This window comes from Ruminococcoides intestinihominis (assembly GCF_040096285.1).
GTDB lineage: Bacteria > Bacillota > Clostridia > Oscillospirales > Acutalibacteraceae > Ruminococcoides > Ruminococcoides intestinihominis.
In genome coordinates this window covers 1-21867 of record NZ_JBBMEY010000025.1, presented here as the reverse complement: position 1 = coordinate 21867, position 21867 = coordinate 1, and the positions used below count along the sequence as shown (strand labels likewise).

The following is a 21867-nucleotide window of genomic DNA, read 5'->3' as shown; positions in this document are numbered from 1 at the left end:
GTCCCAAAAATAGGACTTAGTTCTTACTTATTATAAATTATGGTTATACAAAAAGTCAACTAAAAAATCGAACAAACTTTCTATTATAAAAGATAAGTCCCATTTATAGCCCTCTGAATATTTCCTAAGTCTAAAAATTCCTTTATATTTACAAATCCTTTTTCTGTCATCATAGCTTTTACATCATCAAACTGATTTTCACCAAGTTCAAAACTCAGCATACCACCTTTTTTTAGCTTACTGCTGTATTTTGACACAATAGCCTTGTAAAAGTCAAGACCTGTTACTCCACCCTCAAGTGCCATAGTAGGTTCACTTTTTACTTCTTCTTGTAAGGTTAACATATCTTCTTGCTTAATATATGGTGGGTTACTGATGATTAAGTCAAAGTAACCTTCTTCAAAGTCTTTGTAAAGTAAATTCAAATCACCTTTATGCAAAATAATATTGCAATTATGGAATTTGATATTTTTCTCTAAATATGCAATTGCTTTTTCTGACAATTCCAAAGCATGGACTTCACTACTTGGAAACATTTTCTTTAATGTAATAGGAATTATTCCACTGCCTGAACATAAGTCTAAAATCTTTGGACTGTCTATATTACGCAAATAAGGGATGACACTACTTACCACAACTTCTGTGTCGTCCCTTGGAATCAGCACACCCTCACCTACAAAGTAATCATTGCCCATAAAGGACCACTTACCAAGTATATACTGTAAAGGATAGCCATTTTGTCGTTTATGTAAGATTTCAAGAATTTCTTTTTCTTGTTCCTTTGAAACCTCTTTTTTTGAATTAAGGATTTGACCCATTGAGTCAAATCCTGTAACCATTTCAATAATACTTTTACTTTCTTCACTGTTAAGTTCTGAAGAAAGTTTATTTTTCATTTCAGCTAAAATCATTTGATAATATCACTACCGTCATCAGGAATAACATTTTTAATAGCCTCAATAGCAACTTCAATCATACTATCGTCAGGTTCTTTAGTTGTAATTCTCTGAGCCCACATACCGGGAGCTGAAATAATGTGGGTAATTGTGTTGTCGTATCTGCCACAAACCTTAATAAGTTCATAACCGATACCACAAGTAATAGGAATAAGTAAAATCTTAATAACAGGTCTAAGCCAGTTAATACCAAATGGTGCAACCGGTACAAACAGACCGATTAAGATACCCAGAATAAGCATAATTACAAGGAAACTTGTACCACATCTTGGGTGGAAACGCTTATGCTTTCTAACATTTTCTACAGTTAATTCTTCATCATTTTCGTAACAGAAAATTGTTTTATGTTCTGCACCATGGTACATAAACACTCTCTTCATTTCCTGCATACGGCTACAAATAACAATGTAACCTAAGAACAATACAATCTTTAGCACACCTTCAAAAACTGACTTAAACAGTCTGCTTTCACCAACATCTGTTACCTTACAAACAAGGTCATATAGAAATGACGGTACAAAGAAGAACAATGCAACTGCAAAGGCAACACCGATAATTGATGCAAATACCATTAAGATTTTTACCAGCTTATCACCAAATTTATCATCAAGCCACTTTTCAAACTTTGATGGTTCTTCCTCCTCAATTTCACCGGCTTCAATAGCCTTATCGGCAGAAATCATCAAACTTTTATAGCTTAATCTCATTGAGTCAACAAGACCACAAACACCACGAATCAGAGGTATTCTACAGAACTTATGTTTCTGAGTTAAGCCTGTAAAGGAAATATCCTCAGTATAAATATCATCTTTACCCATTCTAACTGCAACAGTAGTTTTCTTAGGTCCACGCATCATAATACCTTCAATTAGGGCTGAACCACCGATTGAAGTAATTTTCTTAGTTTTTTCTCGAGACATTAGTTTTCTCCCTTATCTTCCTTACTTTGACTTTCGTCATAAACAGGAATAGAAATTTTCACAGTAGTTCCCACACCGATACCACTTTCAATATCAAGTGTACCACCGTGCATTTGTACAATTTCATCAGCAACAGCAAGACCAATACCACTGCCACCAACATTCTGATTAGCTTTATAGAACTTATCCTTAACCTTTGGCAAATCTTCCGGTGCAATACCACAACCGGTATCGGAAATAAGCACTTCAATATTAGTTTCTTTATTAAGAATTTGTACTATAACATTACCACCCTCAGGTGTATATTTTAGAGCATTGTCTATAATATTCAAGAATACTTGTCTTAGTCTGTTCTTGTCACCCATAACAGGTGGGAATGGTTCTATCGGAGAATCGAACATAAGGTGCTTTCTCTCTTGAATTGACCGTTCCTTTAGCATATAAACTGCCTCATCAAGTTCTGCAACTAAGTCGATTTTCTCAGTCATTAGTTTCATTCTGCCACTTTGAATACGGCTAATATCAAGCAGTTCTTCAACAATACTTGTAAGTCTGCCGGACTCCTTAAGGATAATGGTCATGCCTTTCTTAAAAGTACCTTGGTCAATATCTGTACCGGTAAGTAGCATTGTTTCTGACCAACCCTTAATGGCAGTAAGTGGAGTTCTCAGTTCGTGACTGACTCTACTGATAAAGTCATTCTTCAGTTGTTCGGTTTGCTTAAGTTCATGAGCCATATAGTTTATAGACTCAGCAAGGTCACCGATTTCATCATCATATTTACTTGTAATTTTTGTTGTTTCAAAGTCACCTGACGCAATGTTCCTTGCAGTCTGGGACATTTCCTTGATAGGACCAACAATAGAGCGAACAAAGAACCTACCGGATATAAGTACGGCAAAAATAATTATTGCACCTATCAGTGAAAAAATTACTATGTAAGCAATAATAGTAAAGTTAATGTCACTTAAAGAAGTAACATATCTGATAGCACCAAGCACTGTACCGTCTTGACTTGTAATAATCTTAGTACCGGCAAAAACTTTTTCACCGGAAGTAAGTGTACTTCTGCATACTGCATAGCCGTTTGGACTTTTTAACGCTTCATCAAAGTCAGGCATTTCTTCCTTTTCGTCAGGTAAGAAACCTGTAGAAGTAAGAGTTACTCTGCCTACTGAATTAAGTGACTGAAGTTCAAGTTGATTTTTATCCGGAAAATCCTCAATATACTGTTGAGCAGTCGTAAGGAAATCTGTTGTTGTATCAGAATCAACTTCATCAAAAACCTTGGTTAGTTCGTTACATCTAACAGAAATAGACTGTTCAACACTATCGTAGTAGTAAGCCCTAATCATAAAGGAAAGACACAGCACAATAGCTACAATAATAAGAGCAACAACACTTAGTATGTTAAGTAGCCATCTCTTTGTAATACCACTTGTCATAATTTCTCCTACCTATATGATTTTTAAGCGTCCCACTTGTAACCAAGACCCCAAACAGTAACAATGTACTTAGGGTTTGATGGTTCATCCTCTACTTTCATTCTTAACCTACGAATGTTAACATCAACAATCTTTTCTTCACCAACATACTGTTCACCCCAAACATGATTTAGAATATCTGTTCTGTCTAGGGCAGTACCCGGTTTACTAAAGAAGTATTCCATAATTTGGAATTCAACCTGAGTAAGTTCAATAATAGTACCATTCTTTGTTAATGAACGGTTTCTTAAGTTAAGAGTAAAGATACCACTCTTTAGTTCTTCTTTAAAGTTGTTTTCACTGTTAGCTTCAGACATTACAACCCTTCTGTAAAGTGAGTCAACTCTTGCAGTTAGTTCTGATGGTGAAAATGGCTTTGTAATATAGTCATCAGCACCAAGCATCAGACCTGTTACCTTATCCATTTCTTGAGTTCTGGCTGATAGCATAATAATACCGATACCACTGTTCATATTACGAAGTTCCTTACAAACCTGTAAACCGTCAATACCCGGCATCATAATATCAAGAATAGCAACATCAAAGTCACCGTTAAATTCATCATACTTTTGAAGTGCTTCTTCACCGTTAGTAGCTTCTGTTACTTCATAACCTGCTCTTGTAAGGTTAATAACCACAAAATCACGAATTGCATCTTCGTCTTCACATACTAAAATCTTTTTCATTGTGTTTACCTCCGAAAAATTTATATAAAAATTCTTTTACTTTAAGTTAGATGCCTCTGTTGGAGAAATAGCAATTGACTCACTATCTTCCTTAGGTACAAAAATATTTGTAGCATTCTCTTTAGTAAATTTATATGGGATGTTCTTGTCAATCTTGTATCCGTAAGAATACTGACCAACATCATCTATCTTTGTATATCCTTGTTTTGAACCAACATTAGTCCAATCATTAGTTAAGGTAGAAATATATGTTACCATATTTTTACCTAAAGATTGTTTTTTAGTCTTTCTGTCTGTAACTACTTGACGGAAAGTGAGTACAGATGAGTCACTATTAAAGTAAGCAGTGTAGTTATTTATCCATTCATTAGGAATATTAATTGAATAACCGTACTTATCATTAATAATTACTGTACTTTTTGTTTTCGCAGAATTACCGTTGTTATCGTAATTACACCAAGAAGTTTCGTAAGAAACATTACTGTTTCTCAAATTTTCAAGTACAGGTAATTTCTTAACAATAGGTATTTCCATAATACCGTCATTATCTATATCTTCACAAGTAGTTGTTGTACTTCTCTGTGTTGAAAGTCTGCCTCTGTTTGCCTTTTTGTAAATAGGATTTTCCAGCCTTTTAGTCTTTTGATTATAGAAAAGCACCTGAGTGTTGTAGTCATTTGATGAAGTTATACCATCAACAAAAACTCCAACTTCCTTTGTACTTAACATACCTAAACTGCAAGAAACAAATTTGCCAACATCTGCATCCATATCAACACTCATTGAAGAAACAGAGTTATCGCTGTCAATAGTAACAAGCTTACCGTTAGCAGGAGTATCTGTTGTGGTAAGGTTCATTGTCATAATCTCACTTTTAGAGTTATCAATAAAGTTACCTGTTACAAGGCTTGTATAGGTTTCTCCTGTATTGATTTCTTTCATTTCTTTCTTGCCATTCATATAACAGTAAAGGTTATTCTGATTTACAGTATATGTATTCCAACCAACTATAATATCAGTTAAACCGTCACCGTTTAAATCACTAAATTCCAGACAATCAATATCATTGTTCTTGTTTGTAAAGTCACCCACAATCTTCCACTTTTCATCTTCAGCTTCATCAATCACATACATATGAGTTGTTGCATCGGTAGTGTCCGGTTTAACAGTTAAGAAAACAACTGCCTCCTCAATCTCATCACCGTCAAGGTCATACATAGTAATTGCACTGCGATTGTTGCCACTTTTAGGATAATCAAGAACATAATCCTCCCCTGCATTTTCTTCGATTACTTCTTGAATCTCAGCCTTAGTGCCTGTTGCTTTAGGTGGATGCATCATACTGTCCATTGAGGTAAACCCGGGGAAACTACAACCACTTGACATTGCAACTGAGACAATCAGCCCTAGCAGAAGAAAGAATTTAGTCTTTCTCTTCATATATATTCTTCCTTACTTTTTAACAGCAGTCAAATACTTAATCTTTATACCTTCATCAGAAAACATTTTTTCATGTTCAGTCATAGGACCACCATCAGTATCACTATTATGTAGGTCATATGTAATCTCTGTAATTTCAAAGTTACATTCCTTAAAGTACTCAATGCTTTCTTCAAAAAGTTCATCATCATCGGTTTTAAAGTGAATTTCACCATTATCAGGTAGAAACTCTCTATACTGAACTAACTTTCTAGGGAAAGTTAGTCTTCTTTTCTTATGTTTTTCTCTAGGCCAAGGGTTACAGAAGTTAATGTACATTCTTTCGATGTTATCTTCTGAGGAGAAAGTGTCACCGATTTGCTCACAGTTTTTCTGTACTAGCACAAGGTTATTTACTTCCTGTTCACCAAAGATTTTTACAACATTTCTTCTTGCAACGCCAAGCATATCTTCCTTAATATCAACTGCAATATAGTTAATATCAGGGTGGTTCTTTGCCATAGTACCGGCAAATGTACCTTTGCCACAACCAACTTCAAGGTGAATAGGCTGTTCTTTCTTGAACCAACTCATCCATTTACCTTTGTATTGGTCAGGTTCTTTAGTATAAAAAGGACATTCTGCCAGTTCAAGAGCTGCCCACTTTTTCTTTCTTATTCTCATAAATATAAAATATTCCTTTTGTAATATAGTGTTTCAAAATATTAATAAAGTTTTTACTATAATATAACTTTTGTCAGTTTATTTGACAATAAGGTAACAATATGTAGTTACCATTACATCATTATAACAGATTATATTGGTGTTTGCAATTAATATTTACAAAAAAATAGCAAAGGTTTTATATACTATTTATATGGTTTCTTTCTTGGACAGATTTCCCTTATATAATAGAAAAGAAAAAGTTTTATTTTGTCGTAATTTCTGTTATAATAACAGAAAGTGATTTTAAAGGATTGGTACGAAATGGAGATTAAGGCTTACGATAAATTACCAAAAGAAGCAAAGGATATTCGCCAAGAGGTTTTCATTGATGAACAAGGCTTTAAAAATGAATTTGATGATATTGATAATACTGCAATTCATTTAGTATGTTATGACAAGGAAAAGCCTATCGGAACTGCCAGAATTTTTTATGATGAAGAATTAAAAGGTTATCACTTTGGCAGAATTGCAGTTATTAAAAGTTACAGAGGTAAGGGTATAGGCAGAGAATTACTTAACTTTGCTGAGAAAATTGTTAAAGAAAAGGGTGGTTCTTCCCTATCACTTTCAGCACAAGAAAGGGTATCGGGATTTTACCTAAAGCAAGGTTACGAAAAACAAGGTGAACCCTATTTAGATGAATATTGCCCTCACATATTTATGACAAAAAATCTATAAACATAAGCAAAGCACCACCACTCAATGAGTAATGGTGCTATTTTTAATACAGAAATTTCTTATATAAATCAGGTCGTCTATCTTTATTGGTATTTAGTTTTTCCCTATATTCAGCCACATCATTGTTGATATTTACAACTAACAAATCTTGAATGTTGCTGACACATTTAATAACCTCACCGAAAGGATTAATTGCCATTGTGTCACCACTATAATATGTATCGTCATGTACACCAACACAATTTATCCCCAGTACATAACATTCCGTTTCAATTGCTCTGGCTTTCAAAAGGGTTTTGAAGTGTTCACTTCTACTTCTAGGCCAATTAGCAGGTACAACAATAATGTCACTGTCCTCCCTAACTGCTTGGAAAATTTCAGGAAAACGAAGGTCATAACAAATAAAGGTGGAAAAATTCATACCGTTGATTTTGTACTTTGTAATCTCACTGCCACCAACAAAATATTCACTTTCATATCCGGCAGAAAATGGGTGAATTTTAGCATAATCGCTGATAACTTCACCGTTACTGTTAACTACTGCATAGTGATTTTCACACTTACTGCCTAAGTCTTTTACATAACCAAAACCAACTGCAATTTTATTTTCTTTTGCAAGAGGCTTTATATATTCAATAGTTTCATTATTTTTTTCTTTACTGACATCTATATTCATAGTAAAACCGGTAAAACTCATTTCAGGAAAGAAGATAACTTCACAACCTAATTTAGAAGCCTCACTGATTTTCTTCTTAGCTACAACATAATTTTCTTTCTTGTTGCACCAATCAATATCACTTTGAAAGAGAGCAATTTTCATATTATCACCTCAAGAAAATTATAACCTATTATATTAGTATATGCAATTATTCTACATTTTATTTCTTACTTTTCCAAGAATATTCACCTATTTACCATTTACACAATTAAACTTTTGTGATATTCTCTAAATAAGGATGGTTATATTATGAAACATGGACAAACTAAAAAGAAAAGAAAAACAAAGAAGAAAAATAATAAGTCAAAAAAAACTTTAATAATTGTTATTGTTTCTATCGTTCTGGCTATTTGTCTGTTCCTAGGTGGTGGCTTTGTCACTTGGAAATTATTTATTAAGGAAGAAGATAACAGCAAAGCTCATAGCCAAGTTTCTACAGACTCAGTTGGTACTAATGAGAAAATTGCTATTCGTACAGAGGCAGGACAAGACCCTGTATACATAAATGCAATTCCCGGCTTGTCACGAAATCCTTATGATGATAATAACTTTTACACCAACAAAAACGGATTTATAGAATATAAACACAATGGCAAAAACATTTCAACAGTAGGCATTGACGTTAGCTATGCTCAAGGTGATATTGATTGGACTAAGGTGAAGAACGCCGGTGTTGACTTTGCAATGATTCGTTGTGGTGGCAGAGGTTACGGCACTAAGGGTATCTTATATACTGATGAAAAGTTTAAACAGAATATTGAAGGTGCTACAAGTGCAGGTATCAAGGTGGGTGTTTATTTCTACAGTCAGGCTATCACAGATAAAGAGGCTAAGGAAGAAGCAGACTACACACTAAAGCTGATTAAGGACTACAACATTCAGTACCCTGTAGCATACGACTGGGAACATTACGAAAATGAAGATGCCAGAACTGATGAACTGGACAGAGAAACATTGACAAATTGTGCAAAGACATATTGCAGCGAAATAGAAAAGTCAGGTTATATACCTGTTATTTATGCAAACAGAAGTTTACTGTACTACGAATATGACCTTGCAAAAATTAACAATTATGAAGTATGGCTTGCATCATATGAAGATTTGCCTGATTACTACTATGAATTTGGTATGTGGCAATATTCTACCGATGGCACAATAGACGGCATTGAGGGTACAGTTGACCTTAATGTTTGTATGTACAAATATTGATTGGAGATTATTATGGAAAGAATTACATCTTTTTCTGTTGACCACAACAAACTTGAACCGGGAGTATATATTTCACGAATTGACGGTGATATTACAACATACGACCTAAGATTTATTAAGCCAAACACCCCACCATTTCTTGACATTAACGCAATGCACACTATTGAGCATCTATTCGCAACATATGCAAGAAACGGTAAACTAAAGGACAATGTAATTTACTTTGGACCTATGGGTTGTTGTACAGGTTTCTATCTACTAATGAGAGATACAAGCTATGAAGATGCACTTGCCTACATTAAAGAAGTAATGAAGGATTGTATGAATCATCAGGGTAAAATTCCCGGTACAGACAAAATTGAATGTGGCAACTACCTTGCACATGATGCTGAAAAAGCACATAATTCCCTAGTAGAATATTACAATGTAATAAAAGACTTAACTACAGAGGACTTATACTATTAACAAAACTTGACAAGTTTTATGGTGCAAACTAAACAAAAAAAATACCCAACTCCTTATGTTGTATTGATATAGTTACAAACATCTATCAAAGTTATTGCAAAATTGTAACAGTTTGTTATAATTAATACTGTTGTTTGTTACAAAATCGTTACAAATGAGGAGTTTTTTATTTGAGTACAAAGTTTATTAGCGTAAACGGATATGAAAAAATTGAGCGAATAAAAGGTAGTAAAAAAGTTCGTAAGCAACTTGCAGTAAAGACAAGTGAGAAGAAAACAAAAAGAATGGACAATATTCTATCTATGCTTTACTACATAGTAGTTGTTCCGGCAACATTCTTTTCAGGAATAGTAAAATTTATTACACCTTCTAAGAAAAACAAAAGAAAGAGTTTTTCAAGAAAGAAATTTATGTATAACAGAGTAGCCCCTACTTTAGCAATCATCTTACTTGTACTAACAGTTGGCTACTGGACAAACTGGATTGACTTTGGTCTAAATGTTCAACTTGACGGACAGACAGTTGCTTCAGTTTCAGACTCAGGTGTAATCCAACACGCAAAAGAAATTACAAATGATAAACTAAATAAAGACACAGATGCTTCTTTCACACCTGTATATCAAATTGGTGTTGTAAATCAGAATGAAGCTTCTAACAATGCACAGACGGTTTCAAATGCAATGGTAGAAACAGACACAAACGTTACTGATGATGTAGCAGGTCTTTATGTAAATGATGAGCTAATCGGTGTTTGTTCTTCAGCAACAGAACTACAGAATAAGCTTGATGAAATAATTAACAAAGCTAAGAAAAAATATAAGGATAATACAGAAATCAACTTCTACAATGAAGTGAAAGTTGAAAGTGGTATTTTCAACAGCAACTCAGTTGAGGACACAGACTCATTAATTAAGAAAGCTGAAAAGAAAGAACTACTACAAGTTCTTGTTAAGGCTGACCAAGTAGTAACAGAAAATCTACCATATTCAACAAAAGTTAAATATGACAAAAGCAAAGATTCTTCTTACAAAAAGGTAATCAAAAAAGGTGTTACCGGTAAGCAAGAAACAACATACAAGGTTTCTTTCCTAGATGGTGTACAGATTGATGCAGCAATTATGAATGTAAAAACTGTAAAGAAATCAAGCGACCAAGTTATTGTAAAGGGTAACGGAAAGAAAAAAGCAAATGTAAGCAACAAGGGCTTTATGTGGCCTGCTCCATCAGTACATTCAATCTCATCAAGCTACGGCTACAGAGAAGGTGGAGAGTTCCACACAGGTCTTGATATAGCTGACGGTGACTGCTATGGTGCAACAGTTGTTGCCTCAAAGTCAGGTACAGTTGAATGGGCAGGTTACGACGATAGTGGTTATGGAAACTATGTTATTATTAATCATGGTGATGGTTACAAAACACTATACGGTCACTGTTCTTCAGTAAGTGTTAGCCAAGGTCAAAAGGTAACACAAGGACAGACAATTGCAGCTATCGGTTCAACAGGTCAGTCAACAGGTAATCACCTACACTTTGAAGTTAGAACAGGTGATGAACGCTCAGACAGACAGAACCCACTAAACTATGTTTCATATTGATAACAAGTAAAAAACTCTATATATCTAAAAAAGTCACTCTGGTAAAACAGGGTGGCTTTTTTATTTCGTTCTTTTGCACAAAAGCAATTAACAGTTTTCATAATATCTCACAAAATTGCATTTTGTTCGAATTTTATTAATAATTATACACAATTTATCCATATTTAGTGATATAATTATCGTAATTATGTGAAAGGTAATATTATTATGAAAAGAAGAATTTTTTCAAAAATGATTTTGTCTGTACTTTTAGTTTGTACTTTGTTTACAACAGTTGCCTGTTCAAACAGTGATGAATACATCACCAAAGGCACAAACCTAAACCAAGAAGAACTAAACAGTAGTGACAGAGTTACAATCTACACTTATGTTGACCCGGACAATAAAGATTTACATTATGACCAAGACACTAAATTCTACTATCCCCTACTTGATATGGTACATATGTATAACAACTACTGTTCCTTAAACAAAATGGGTGAATACAGTGTAAAGGTTGTTTCTTTCTCGTCACGAGATAGAATGATACAACAAATGTCAACAGAAATAATGGCAGGTGGTGGCCCTGATATTATTATATTGGACAATGAACTACCTATTTCAAAACTGATTAATCAAGGTGCTTTTGCTGATATGAATACACTTTTAAAAAATGATAAAAGTGAAAGAAAAATCAACCTTGATGATTATGACAATACACTTATGGATACAGGTGTTTTCAAAGGCAAAAGGTATATGATGCCTATGCTGATTGAACCCGATATTTATATCTCAAACTCAGCTTTATTTAAGGACTATGACCTTGCTACCAACACAAGGCTAACCTATAGCAATATTAACAACAAGCTAAAGAAATTTGCTAACAATAGCAATAACCTTAGCTTAACAGATAGCTATTCCAGTTCAAAAGAAATTATCTTGCAGTACATTAATGACAACATTAACAAAACGGACTATACAACTGATTTTGAAACTAAAAAATTTAAAAGCACTATAGAGTCTCTTAAAAAGTTAGTAAAGAAATCTATTGCAGATACTAAAACTACTAAAGACCTAAGCAAAAGTGAATGTTTACTTTCTAAGGGTACTACCGATAAAGAAACAGGTATCTATACACCATATAACTTTAGCTTAACTCATATGTCAGGTTTAGGTACCGATACATTTTCTTATGACAAAATTTCTGATGAACAGTTAGAAAAGTATGCCGAAGAATATTACTCAGCCTATGGTTATGACCATGACAAAAGTCAAAAGGAAAATGAAAAGTTATTTTACGATTTTGTATATGGCAAAGAAGAATCATCCTTTACTGATATGGTAAATAGCTCAATCCAATCAACATTTATCAGCGGTATTACAGAAAAGGAAAATCAATCAAGAGCTACTATTAGTTGTGGCTTTATGATAAACAATAATAGTAAAAAAAAAGAAAAAGCCTTTGAATTTATCAAATACTCTTTAGGTGAAAGAATGCAAAGATTCATTACCTTTGACTCAACTTATGGTGATACATACAACATTACCGTTAACAAAGATGCACTAAATAATTCCTTAAGTAGTTTTTCTTATGGTGGTGCCGATTTTGATAAAATTAAGGAACAAGATAGTTTTATGGATAAATACGCATCCTACATTAACAGTATCAACACCTATGAAATCAGAGACGGTTACTACAACGACAAGGTAATCGGCTCATTAGTTGATGATTATTTGCAGGACAAAATCTCTATTGACAATTTTATTGCAAACCTAAACAGTAAAACAAAAATTTATTTATATGAATAAGGTGTACTATGAAATTTGAGAAAAAACAAACGGTATGGGCATATTTATTTTTGTTGCCATCATTAATAGGTATTACAGTTTTTTATGCAGTTCCATACATAATGTGTATATACAACAGCTTAATGTCAGGTGGGCATTTTGCAGGACTGGACAACTACATAGCAATTTTTAAGAACAAATCATTTCTGTATGCACTAAAGAATACTATGATTTTTACAGTTGTAGCAATTCCGTTACTGATGATTATTTCTTTCTTGATTGCTCAATTTTTAAATAGTTTTGAGAAAATAACTTCTTTCTTTAGAAGTGCATATTTAATGCCCATTGTAATTCCGGCAGCATCCCTAATTTATATTTGGCAAATGTTATTTAACGATTATGGTGTAATCAACAATATTCTTAATTCACTTGGTTTTGATACAGTTCATTTCTTTAGCAGTGGATTTTCTATGGTAATGATTATCCTGATTTACATATGGAAAAACTGTGGTTTCTGTGTAATACTCTTTACTGCAGGACTTGCCAATCTACCGAAGTCAGTTCACGAAAGTGCTTATCTTGAGGGTGCAAGTAGCTTTAGAACAACAGTAAAAATCACTTTACCACTTATCACTCCAACAACATTCTTTGTATTCTTAATGGCAGTTATCAATTCATTTAGAATGTTCAGAGAGTCATTCTCACTGTTTGGTACATACCCAAATGAGAATGTTTACTTTCTACAGAACTTTATAAACAACAACTACAACAACTTTAACTACTCTCAGCTATCTTCATCAGCCATTGTAATGTCAATTATTTTCATTGGTATTATGTTAGCATTCTTTATGTATGAGAGAAAGTCAGATTATTTAGAATGAGGATAAAATGAAAAAGAAATTTACAATAAAAAAATCGTTAAAATATTTGTTGCTAATTGTGCTGACACTTATTTTCTTAATGCCGGTTGTGTTTATGGTTATAAGCTCATTTATGTCAAGTAAAGAGGTTTCCTCTATGCTTGACTTTACAACCGGTCAGTATGCATCCTTTAAACTGATACCGGAACATTTTTCACTTGAACAATTCTACAAGGTGTTCTTTAGAAACGGTGACTACTTAAAGGAATTTTGGAACTCTGTATTAATTACAGTACCTACAGTTGTAGGTCAGTTAATTGTATCTTCCCTAGCTGCCTTTGCTTTCGGTAAGCTAAAATTTCCCGGTAGAGATAAGCTATTCTTTGTATATATGATATTCCTTATCTTACCTATTCAGGTAACACTTGTGCCTAGCTACTTTATGTATCAAAAGTTAGATTTACTTAACAATGTTATGAGCATTATTCTTCCGGGTACATTCTCAGCATTTGGAATTTGCTTACTAAGACAAAGTGTAAGATATATTTCCGACTCATCAATAGAGGCTGCAAGAGTTGACGGTGCATCATATTTTAGAATATTCTTCCAGATTATTCTGCCTCAAATACGAGGTGGTCTAGTATCCCTTGCACTACTGACATTTGTAGATACATGGGGTGTTGTTGAACAACCGTTAATTTACTTTACAGACAAAGCAAAGTACCCACTATCAGTTTCACTTTCTGTTGATACTGCTGATGTAAATATTATTTTTGCTTGTGGTGTAATGTTTATGATACCGGCTTTAATCATCTACTTCTTAGGTGAAAAAGATGTTAGAAGTTCATTTTCGAGGATATAACTATGGAAAAGAAAAATATGCGTGTAAAATTTCAAAAAGGTATTGTGGCTTTTGCAATAATTTTCTTTCTGGTAATCGGTGGGTTAACTTATCTATCAACTAAGATAGATGCTTTACTTTACCCTACTGTTACAGTAGCAACAACCAATACAGGATACTTAATTGATGATGACGACGATACCTACTACGACCCACAAGGTGGTAATACATTAATACCAACTTCATCAATACACAATGGTGAAGTTTATTATGTTATCAAAAACACAGATGGCAACTACATTGTAGCAAAAAAACAAATTGACATACTTAACCAAAACGGTTTATATACCGAAATAACTAGAGAAGATACCGGCTTTTTAGCAATTATAGACAGTGACAAAGACCTAAAAGTAGGCGAACAAGTTTTAGTAAAGGCAGATGTATTATGATAAAGAAAAGAATTATATCTTTCATAGTTGTTGCTTTACTGCTTATTACATCAATCTCAACATTTACATATGTAATCAACAACTATAAAAGCCAAAACAAAAACACAGTTATCAGTATTCAAAATGTAGCATCAAAGGGCAAAAGCAAGGCTACTATTAAGGACTATGAAAAACTAGTAAAAAAGTATGAAGATTTTAAGGATACTTCATTTTGCAGTGAGCTTAGTACAACTAGTGTAAATAATACAAAAATTACACCGGTGCTAATCAATCACAACTATCTAAAGTACAATAACATTTCTTATACTGATGAGGGTATCACAAATGTTATGGAAAAGGAAAAAAGCAAAACTGCAGTAGTCAGCAAAACCTTCGGTAAAAAAATTGCTGAGGGCAAGTCACCGATAGGTAAAACCTTTATAATGAATGATGAAAGATACCGTATCACAGGTGTTTACGATGACAAAAAAGGTACTGTTAATGACTTTTTTAAGGACAATAAAGAGAGAGTTTACATTAACTACACAAGTACAGATAACTATGAAAAAGAAAAGTTAACTGCTGTAAGCTGTATTGACGGTAGTGACTCCAGAAGACAATTCTACTTCTTAGGTTTTGATAATTTTCAGAGAGTTAATTTTGATGAAAAGAATTTAGCCGTAAATGATTTCACTGCAATTATTTCATTAATCTTAACTATTATCACATCAGTATATTTAATCAGACTATGGCTTAATAACCTAGGTTCAACCTATAGATTTATCAAAGAAAAACACAATGAAAATTACTTATGTAAATTCATAAGAAATAACATACCGTCACTAATACTTAGGTTAATAATTTTCTTAATTTTACCTTTAGCCATTTTTGTACTGTTCTACATAGCTTTAAAAGATTTCCATCTTGTATATAACTATATTGATAAGGAAAACTTATTTAGCATTTCACATATGTTAAATGCATTGTCCTCTACTATACAGACAGAAACTTCAACATTAATGGGTGGCAATCCATACTTCTTAAATCTATATAACGGTACATTAGTTTTAGGTGTGATTTTCTTGCCGATTATCCTACTACTGTTCTTCTTTACCTACTACCTATTTAATCAAGTAGGAAAAGAAAGTAAAGTTACTATGTATCTTATCACTGCATCATTTATTGTAATCACAATTATTTCTTTAATTGTAGCTTTCATAAGTGACAGTAGCTTTACATTCTTACAGATACTCTTCTTTATTACTGCATTATTTATTGCAAAATGTTTGAAAGATTATTTCATTAGAAAAGACTAAAATTTATCCCACAACTAAGTAAAAATAGTTGTGGGATTTTTTTATTTAAACATATATGATGCTGTATCCACCATTTCTTCCATTGCGTGAATAGCCTTGTTCATTTTCTTTTTCATAGGCTTTTTAATTTTGGTATTGTCCATCATCTTTTCACCAATCATACCTACTGCAATACCGGACATTAAACCAACACAAATACCTTTCATCATTCCACCGTTATTCATTTAATCACCTCCCATCAGTATTTTTACCTAAATACAAAATTATATAAAAGTGAATGAAAACCAATTTAGGAATGTTGTACTATTTTTCAATTTAGTATATAATTAAGAATAGAGGTGATTATTTTGGCAACACTGAATATTGTACTGGTTGAACCGGAAATTCCACAAAATACAGGCAACATTGCTCGTACCTGTGCTGCAACAGGTGCAAGGTTACATCTTGTACGACCACTTGGCTTTCAGATTACAGACAAAACAGTAAAGAGAGCCGGTCTTGATTATTGGGATTTACTGGATATAACTTACTACGATAGTCTTGATGATTTTTTAGAGAAAACTAAAGGTGCAAAATACTTTATGTACACCACTAAAGCACTGTATAAACATACAGAAGTTCAGTATCCTGACAACTGTTACTTGCTTTTCGGCAAGGAAACAAGAGGACTGCCTGAACATTTATTAATGGAACACAAAGAAAGTTGTGTTCGTATTCCTATGGTTAAAGATGCAAGAAGTCTAAACCTTAGCAACTCAGTTGCTATTGCTGCCTATGAAGTGCTGAGACAATGGGACTACCCTGCACTTCTCACTCATGGTCAGCTACACAGACATCACTGGGAATAAGAACATATAATTTTCTTTTATTTTACATAAATTTATGCATAATTTTATTATCCCCAAAATAACTGAAAAATATCTAAAAATTTCTGAAAAAAGTAGGGATAAAATCATTATATCTATTGAAACCATTACAAAATTGTTATATAATTAACTATATCTGGGAACAGATTTTAATAAGTAATTTATTTGAAAGGATGTTTAAATATGGGTTTAAACAAAGTTACAGTTGATGATGTAAATTACGCTGGCAAAAAGGTTCTTTGCCGTTGCGACTTTAACGTACCTCTAAAGGATGGCGTTATCACAAACGACAACAGAATTACAGCTGCTTTACCAACAATCAAAAAAATTATGAATGACGGTGGCAAGGTTATCCTTTGCTCTCACCTTGGTAAGCCAAAGAACGGTCCTGAAGAAAAGTTCTCTCTAGCACCTGTTGCAGTTAGACTTTCTGAACTACTAGGCAAGGAAGTTGTATTTGCTGCTGATGACGAAGTTGTTGGCGAAAATGCAAAGAACGCTGTTGCAAATATGAAGGACGGCGATGTTGTTCTACTACAGAACACAAGATTTAGAAAAGAAGAAACAAAGAATGAAGAACCATTCTCAACAGAACTAGCTTCACTAGCTGATTGTTTCGTTATGGATGCTTTCGGTTCAGCTCACAGAGCTCACTGCTCAACTGCCGGTGTTACAAAGCACATTAAAGATACTGCTGTTGGTTACCTAATGCAGAAGGAAATCAACTACCTAGGTAACGCAGTTGAAAACCCAGTAAGACCTTTCGTTGCTATCCTTGGTGGTGCAAAGGTTGCTGATAAGCTAAATGTTATCTCTAACCTACTAGAAAAGTGTGACACACTTATCATCGGTGGTGGTATGGCTTACACATTCCTAAAGGCTAAGGGTTATGAAGTTGGTCTTTCTCTTGTTGACGATAGCAAGATTGACTACTGTAAGGAAATGATGGAAAAGGCTGAAAAGCTAGGTAAGAAACTTCTTCTTCCTGTTGACACAACAATCGGTGACGGTTTCCCTGACCCAATTGATGCTCCAATCGAAGTTAAGGTTGTTCCTGCTACAGAAATTCCTGCTGATAAGGAAGGTCTGGACATCGGTACAGAAACTCAGAAACTATTTGCTGAAGCAGTTAAGTCTGCTAAGACAGTTGTATGGAACGGTCCTATGGGCGTATTCGAAAACCCAACTCTTGCAAAGGGTACAATCGCAGTTGCTAAGGCTCTTGCAGAAACAGACGCTACAACAATCATCGGTGGCGGTGACTCAGCTGCTGCTGTAATTCAGCTAGGTTTTGCTGACAAGATGAGCCACATCTCAACAGGTGGTGGTGCTTCTCTAGAATATCTAGAAGGCAAGGTTCTACCTGGTATTGATGTAATCGCTGACAAATAATTTTAGATTATAAAGGGGGCAGACAACAGTCTGCCCTTACATAAATATTTTTAATATTTTATTTTGAAAGGAATTATTCATAATGGATAAGAGTAAAAGAAAGGCAATTATTGCCGGTAACTGGAAAATGAACAAAACTCCATCAGAAGCTAAGGCTCTACTAACAGAACTAGCTCCTATGGTTAAAGATGCTGACTGTGAAGTTATCGCTTGTGTACCATTCGTTGACCTAACAGTTGCACTAGAAGCTACAGAAGGCACAAATATTCAGATCGGTGCAGAAAACTGTCACTGGGAAGAAAGTGGTGCTTTCACAGGCGAAATCTCAGCTAAGATGCTAGCTGAAATGGGTGTTCCTTATGTTGTTCTAGGTCATAGCGAAAGAAGACAGTACTTTGGCGAAACAGATGAAACTGTTAACAAGAGAACAAAGGCCGCTCTAGCTCATGGTCTAAAGCCAATCGTATGTGTTGGTGAACTTCTATGGGAAAGAGAATGTGACATTACTGAAGAAGTTATCGCAAGACAGATTAAGCTTGACCTATTCGATGTTTCTGCTGAAGATGTTAAGAAGACTGTTATCGCTTACGAACCTGTATGGGCTATCGGTACAGGTAAGACTGCTACTGCTGATCAGGCTGAAGAAGTTTGTGCTTTCATCCGTGCAACACTTGCTAAGCTATATGGTCAGGAAGTTGCTGACGCAGTTACAATTCAGTACGGTGGTTCTATGAACGCAGGTAACTGTGAAGAACTACTTTCAAAGACTGATGTTGACGGTGGTCTAATCGGTGGTGCTTCTCTAGTTGCTGAAAAGTTCCAGCCAATCGTTGCTGCTGCATCTAAGTAATTTTGATTTAAATATAAGGAATTGATTATTATGAAAAAACCATTAATCCTAATGATTTTAGACGGTTTCGGTATTTCTCTTGACGCAGGTAACGCTATCGTTTCTGCCAAGACTCCAAACCTAGGCAAAATCTTTGGTGAAAACCCTATTACAAAAATCGGTGCATCAGGTATGGATGTTGGTCTTCCTGATGGTCAGATGGGTAACTCAGAAGTTGGTCATACAAACATTGGTGCCGGTAGAGTTGTATATCAGGAACTAACAAGAATCACTAAGTCTATTGAAGACGGTGACTTCTTCCAGAATGAAGCTCTAACTAAGGCTATTGAAAATGCTAAGAACAATGATTCTTCACTACACCTAATGGGTCTGCTATCTAACGGTGGTGTTCACTCACACAACACTCACCTATACGGCCTACTAGAACTAGCTAAGAAGGCAGGTCTTAAGAAGGTTTATGTTCACGCATTCCTAGACGGTAGAGATGTTCCACCATCATCTGCTAAGGACTTTGTTGTTGAATGTGAAGAAGAAATGGCTAAGATTGGCGTAGGTAAAATTGCTACTGTTATGGGTAGATACTACGCTATGGATAGAGATAACCGTTGGGATAGAGTTGAAAAGGCTTATTCTGCAATGGTATATGGCGAAGGTGAAAAGGCTGATACTGCTCCTAATGCAGTACAGGCTTCTTACGACAAAGACACTACTGATGAATTCGTACTACCTACAGTTATTGAAGGTGGCGATACAATCAAGGCTAATGACTCTGTTGTATTCTTTAACTTCAGACCTGACAGAGCAAGAGAAATCACAAGAACACTTGTTGATGAAAGCTTTGACGGTTTTGAAAGAAAGAACGGTTTCTTCCCACTAACATTTGTATGTATGACTCAGTATGATGCAACAATGCCTAATGTAGAAGTTGCATTTAAACCTGAGGCACTTGTAAACACACTAGGTGAATATGTAGCTAACAACGGTATGACTCAACTAAGAATTGCTGAAACAGAAAAGTACGCTCATGTAACATTCTTCTTTAACGGTGGTGTTGAAAAGCAGTACGAAAATGAAGACAGAATTCTTGTTAAGTCACCAAAGGTTGCAACTTATGACCTACAGCCTGAAATGTCAGCATATGAAGTATGTGACAAGTGCTGTGACGCTATCAAGAGTGGCAAGTACGATATGATTATCCTTAACTTTGCTAACTGTGATATGGTTGGTCATACAGGTATCTTCCCTGCTGCTTGTAGTGCAGTAGAAGCAGTTGATACTTGTGCAGGTAAAGTTGTTGACGCAATTAAGAAAATGGACGGTGTGGCTCTTATCACTGCTGACCATGGTAATGCTGATAAGATGTATGAAGAAGATGGTTCTCCATTTACTGCTCATACAACAAACCCGGTTCCATTCTGTGTTGTTAATTATCCTTGTACTCTTCGTGAAGGTGGCAAGCTAGCTGACATTGCTCCAACAATGTTAAAAATTCTTGGTCTACCTCAGCCTGAAGAAATGACAGGTACATCAATTATTGAATAATTAACCCATATTTTCAATATTTCTACACCCACCGATTTTGGTGGGTGTTTTTTTATATATTATCACCAAAAACTAAATATAAATTTGGTCAATAGCAACATTGCAATAATCCTTTTAAACATTTATAATTGAGAATAAGGAGGTGAAAGATTTGAAAAAGTTTATTTCATCAATGCTAACAGTTATCATCCTTTCAACTATGTTTATTGTTGGTTTCCCTGCAAGTGCAAAGGCAACTACACTTAACGGTAAAGCAGTAAGCAAGGGACAGATTGTAACTGTTACATACAGAATTAAAGCACCAAAATTAATGGAAGATATTCAAGCTCATGTTGACTACACCGGTGGACTAAAGTTAATGAATGTTTCATACAGTTCAGAAATGAAGAAAGGTTCTTTCGTAGAAAACCACAACCTTACAAGACAAATTCGTTTTAATGCAGTTTGTATTATGAAACCTATGAACTTCAAGAAAGCAACTAACCTTATTTCTATGAAGTTTAAGATTACAGGCAAAGGTTCTATGAAAACTTCTCTTAACCTAATTTGTCTTGATGCTACTGATGGCACTAACTATGGTAGAACAGGTGCTCACAGTCAGTACCGTAAGTTAAATATTTCTACTGTAACTAAGAGATTAGCCTCTTCTGTTAAGCTAAACAGAAATACACTAGCACTAAAGAGAAACAAGACTTATAAGTTTAAGGCTACTGTTTCTCCGGCAACAACAGATAACAAAAGAGTTAAGTGGTCTGTTTCTAACAGAAAGGTCCTAAAAATTTCTAACGGCAAGGTTAAAGCTGTTAGAAAAGGTATGAGCTATGTATATTGCAAAACTACCGATGGTAGTAAAAAAACTGCAAAATGCAAAGTTGTTGTAAGATAATTACATATTAAGTTTTAAGGCACTTCATTTGAAGTGCCTTTTCTTATGCCTATTTAATTTTCCACATATAGTGAAAGAAATGTTAGTAACTATACATTATTATAAGTTATTCTTTATAAAATAAATTTGTTTTTTCAATTTTGTCTGTTGGTTAAAATAAATCAGTTCTACAAATTTGGGTTTGTAGGGTTGATTATGTAATGTAGATAAATTAGATAATAACCGATTAATTCATCTAATTTATAGTTTTTCCCTCCTTCAGT

22 protein-coding genes are annotated in these 21867 nt (G+C 34.3%); 14 read left to right on the top strand and 8 right to left on the bottom strand.

Annotated elements, in window-relative coordinates:
• Window positions 1–83: 83 nt before the first annotated feature.
• The 6 genes from prmC to trmB are packed head-to-tail and all read right to left on the bottom strand — an operon-like array spanning window position 84 to window position 6149.
• Window positions 84–911, bottom strand: coding sequence for a peptide chain release factor N(5)-glutamine methyltransferase (prmC, locus tag WMO18_RS07275; protein WP_211147798.1), 828 nt, complete (start codon window positions 909–911; stop codon window positions 84–86).
• Window positions 908–1876, bottom strand: a complete 969-nt coding sequence (locus tag WMO18_RS07270; protein ID WP_211147799.1) for a DUF1385 domain-containing protein — start codon at window positions 1874–1876, stop codon at window positions 908–910. The genes prmC and WMO18_RS07270 overlap by 4 nt, the downstream gene beginning before the upstream one ends.
• Window positions 1876–3321 (bottom strand): sensor histidine kinase, encoded by a 1446-nt coding sequence (locus WMO18_RS07265; protein WP_248004688.1) that lies wholly within the window; start codon window positions 3319–3321, stop codon window positions 1876–1878. Before WMO18_RS07265 ends, WMO18_RS07270 begins: the two co-directional genes overlap by 1 nt.
• 23 nt (window positions 3322–3344) lie before the next feature.
• Entirely contained in the window at window positions 3345–4046 is a 702-nt protein-coding gene (locus WMO18_RS07260) for a response regulator transcription factor (protein ID WP_022504870.1), read from the bottom strand.
• A 36-nt stretch (window positions 4047–4082) separates the two neighbouring features.
• Window positions 4083–5486 carry an FG-GAP repeat protein gene (locus WMO18_RS07255; RefSeq protein WP_367286502.1) on the bottom strand — a complete coding sequence of 468 codons (1404 nt, stop codon included), beginning with the start codon at window positions 5484–5486 and terminating at the stop codon, window positions 4083–4085.
• A gap of 12 nt (window positions 5487–5498) precedes the next feature.
• Window positions 5499–6149, bottom strand: a complete 651-nt coding sequence (gene trmB, locus WMO18_RS07250) for a tRNA (guanosine(46)-N7)-methyltransferase TrmB (RefSeq protein WP_211147801.1) — start codon at window positions 6147–6149, stop codon at window positions 5499–5501.
• 303 nt (window positions 6150–6452) lie between these two features.
• Between trmB and WMO18_RS07245 the strand changes: the two genes are divergently transcribed.
• Window positions 6453–6869, top strand: a complete 417-nt coding sequence (locus WMO18_RS07245) for a GNAT family N-acetyltransferase (protein ID WP_211147802.1) — start codon at window positions 6453–6455, stop codon at window positions 6867–6869.
• A 43-nt stretch (window positions 6870–6912) separates the two neighbouring features.
• On the opposite strand, the gene WMO18_RS07240 is transcribed toward WMO18_RS07245, so the two are convergent.
• Window positions 6913–7689, bottom strand: coding sequence for a nitrilase-related carbon-nitrogen hydrolase (locus WMO18_RS07240; protein WP_211147803.1), 777 nt, complete (start codon window positions 7687–7689; stop codon window positions 6913–6915).
• 147 nt (window positions 7690–7836) lie between these two features.
• Here WMO18_RS07240 and WMO18_RS07235 point away from each other — a divergent pair, with 147 nt between their 5' ends.
• The 8 genes from WMO18_RS07235 to WMO18_RS07200 all read left to right on the top strand — a co-directional run bounded on the left by WMO18_RS07235 (window position 7837) and on the right by WMO18_RS07200 (window position 16068).
• Complete coding sequence (locus WMO18_RS07235; protein ID WP_367286501.1) at window positions 7837–8796, top strand: glycoside hydrolase family 25 protein; 960 nt, start codon at window positions 7837–7839, stop codon at window positions 8794–8796.
• A 12-nt stretch (window positions 8797–8808) separates the two neighbouring features.
• Window positions 8809–9261 carry an S-ribosylhomocysteine lyase gene (locus WMO18_RS07230; RefSeq protein ID WP_211147805.1) on the top strand — a complete coding sequence of 151 codons (453 nt, stop codon included), beginning with the start codon at window positions 8809–8811 and terminating at the stop codon, window positions 9259–9261.
• A gap of 170 nt (window positions 9262–9431) precedes the next feature.
• Window positions 9432–10856: a peptidoglycan DD-metalloendopeptidase family protein gene (locus tag WMO18_RS07225; RefSeq protein ID WP_211147806.1), complete on the top strand. Its 1425-nt coding sequence runs from the start codon at window positions 9432–9434 to the stop codon at window positions 10854–10856.
• Between the two features lie 207 nt (window positions 10857–11063).
• Window positions 11064–12644, top strand: coding sequence for an extracellular solute-binding protein (locus WMO18_RS07220; RefSeq protein WP_367286500.1), 1581 nt, complete (start codon window positions 11064–11066; stop codon window positions 12642–12644).
• Between the two features lie 8 nt (window positions 12645–12652).
• Window positions 12653–13504 (top strand): carbohydrate ABC transporter permease, encoded by an 852-nt coding sequence (locus WMO18_RS07215; RefSeq protein ID WP_211148546.1) that lies wholly within the window; start codon window positions 12653–12655, stop codon window positions 13502–13504.
• A 7-nt stretch (window positions 13505–13511) separates the two neighbouring features.
• Complete coding sequence (locus tag WMO18_RS07210) at window positions 13512–14345, top strand: carbohydrate ABC transporter permease (RefSeq protein ID WP_367286499.1); 834 nt, start codon at window positions 13512–13514, stop codon at window positions 14343–14345.
• Between the two features lie 2 nt (window positions 14346–14347).
• Window positions 14348–14773 (top strand): hypothetical protein, encoded by a 426-nt coding sequence (locus tag WMO18_RS07205; protein WP_211148548.1) that lies wholly within the window; start codon window positions 14348–14350, stop codon window positions 14771–14773.
• Window positions 14770–16068 (top strand): ABC transporter permease, encoded by a 1299-nt coding sequence (locus WMO18_RS07200; RefSeq protein WP_367286498.1) that lies wholly within the window; start codon window positions 14770–14772, stop codon window positions 16066–16068. Before WMO18_RS07205 ends, WMO18_RS07200 begins: the two co-directional genes overlap by 4 nt.
• A gap of 41 nt (window positions 16069–16109) precedes the next feature.
• Here WMO18_RS07200 and WMO18_RS07195 read toward each other — a convergent pair whose 3' ends face one another.
• Window positions 16110–16292: a hypothetical protein gene (locus WMO18_RS07195; RefSeq protein ID WP_022504883.1), complete on the bottom strand. Its 183-nt coding sequence runs from the start codon at window positions 16290–16292 to the stop codon at window positions 16110–16112.
• A 123-nt stretch (window positions 16293–16415) separates the two neighbouring features.
• On the opposite strand from WMO18_RS07195, the gene trmL reads away from it, so the two are divergent.
• From trmL to WMO18_RS07170, 5 genes are all read left to right on the top strand, one after another.
• Window positions 16416–16916 (top strand): tRNA (uridine(34)/cytosine(34)/5-carboxymethylaminomethyluridine(34)-2'-O)-methyltransferase TrmL, encoded by a 501-nt coding sequence (gene trmL / locus WMO18_RS07190; RefSeq protein ID WP_211148347.1) that lies wholly within the window; start codon window positions 16416–16418, stop codon window positions 16914–16916.
• 201 nt (window positions 16917–17117) lie between these two features.
• Complete coding sequence (locus WMO18_RS07185; RefSeq protein ID WP_211148346.1) at window positions 17118–18326, top strand: phosphoglycerate kinase; 1209 nt, start codon at window positions 17118–17120, stop codon at window positions 18324–18326.
• Between the two features lie 82 nt (window positions 18327–18408).
• Window positions 18409–19176: a triose-phosphate isomerase gene (tpiA, locus tag WMO18_RS07180; protein ID WP_211148345.1), complete on the top strand. Its 768-nt coding sequence runs from the start codon at window positions 18409–18411 to the stop codon at window positions 19174–19176.
• 30 nt (window positions 19177–19206) lie between these two features.
• Window positions 19207–20718, top strand: coding sequence for a 2,3-bisphosphoglycerate-independent phosphoglycerate mutase (gene gpmI / locus WMO18_RS07175; protein WP_211148344.1), 1512 nt, complete (start codon window positions 19207–19209; stop codon window positions 20716–20718).
• A 151-nt stretch (window positions 20719–20869) separates the two neighbouring features.
• Complete coding sequence (locus WMO18_RS07170; protein WP_211148343.1) at window positions 20870–21604, top strand: Ig-like domain-containing protein; 735 nt, start codon at window positions 20870–20872, stop codon at window positions 21602–21604.
• Window positions 21605–21867 lie beyond the last annotated feature (263 nt).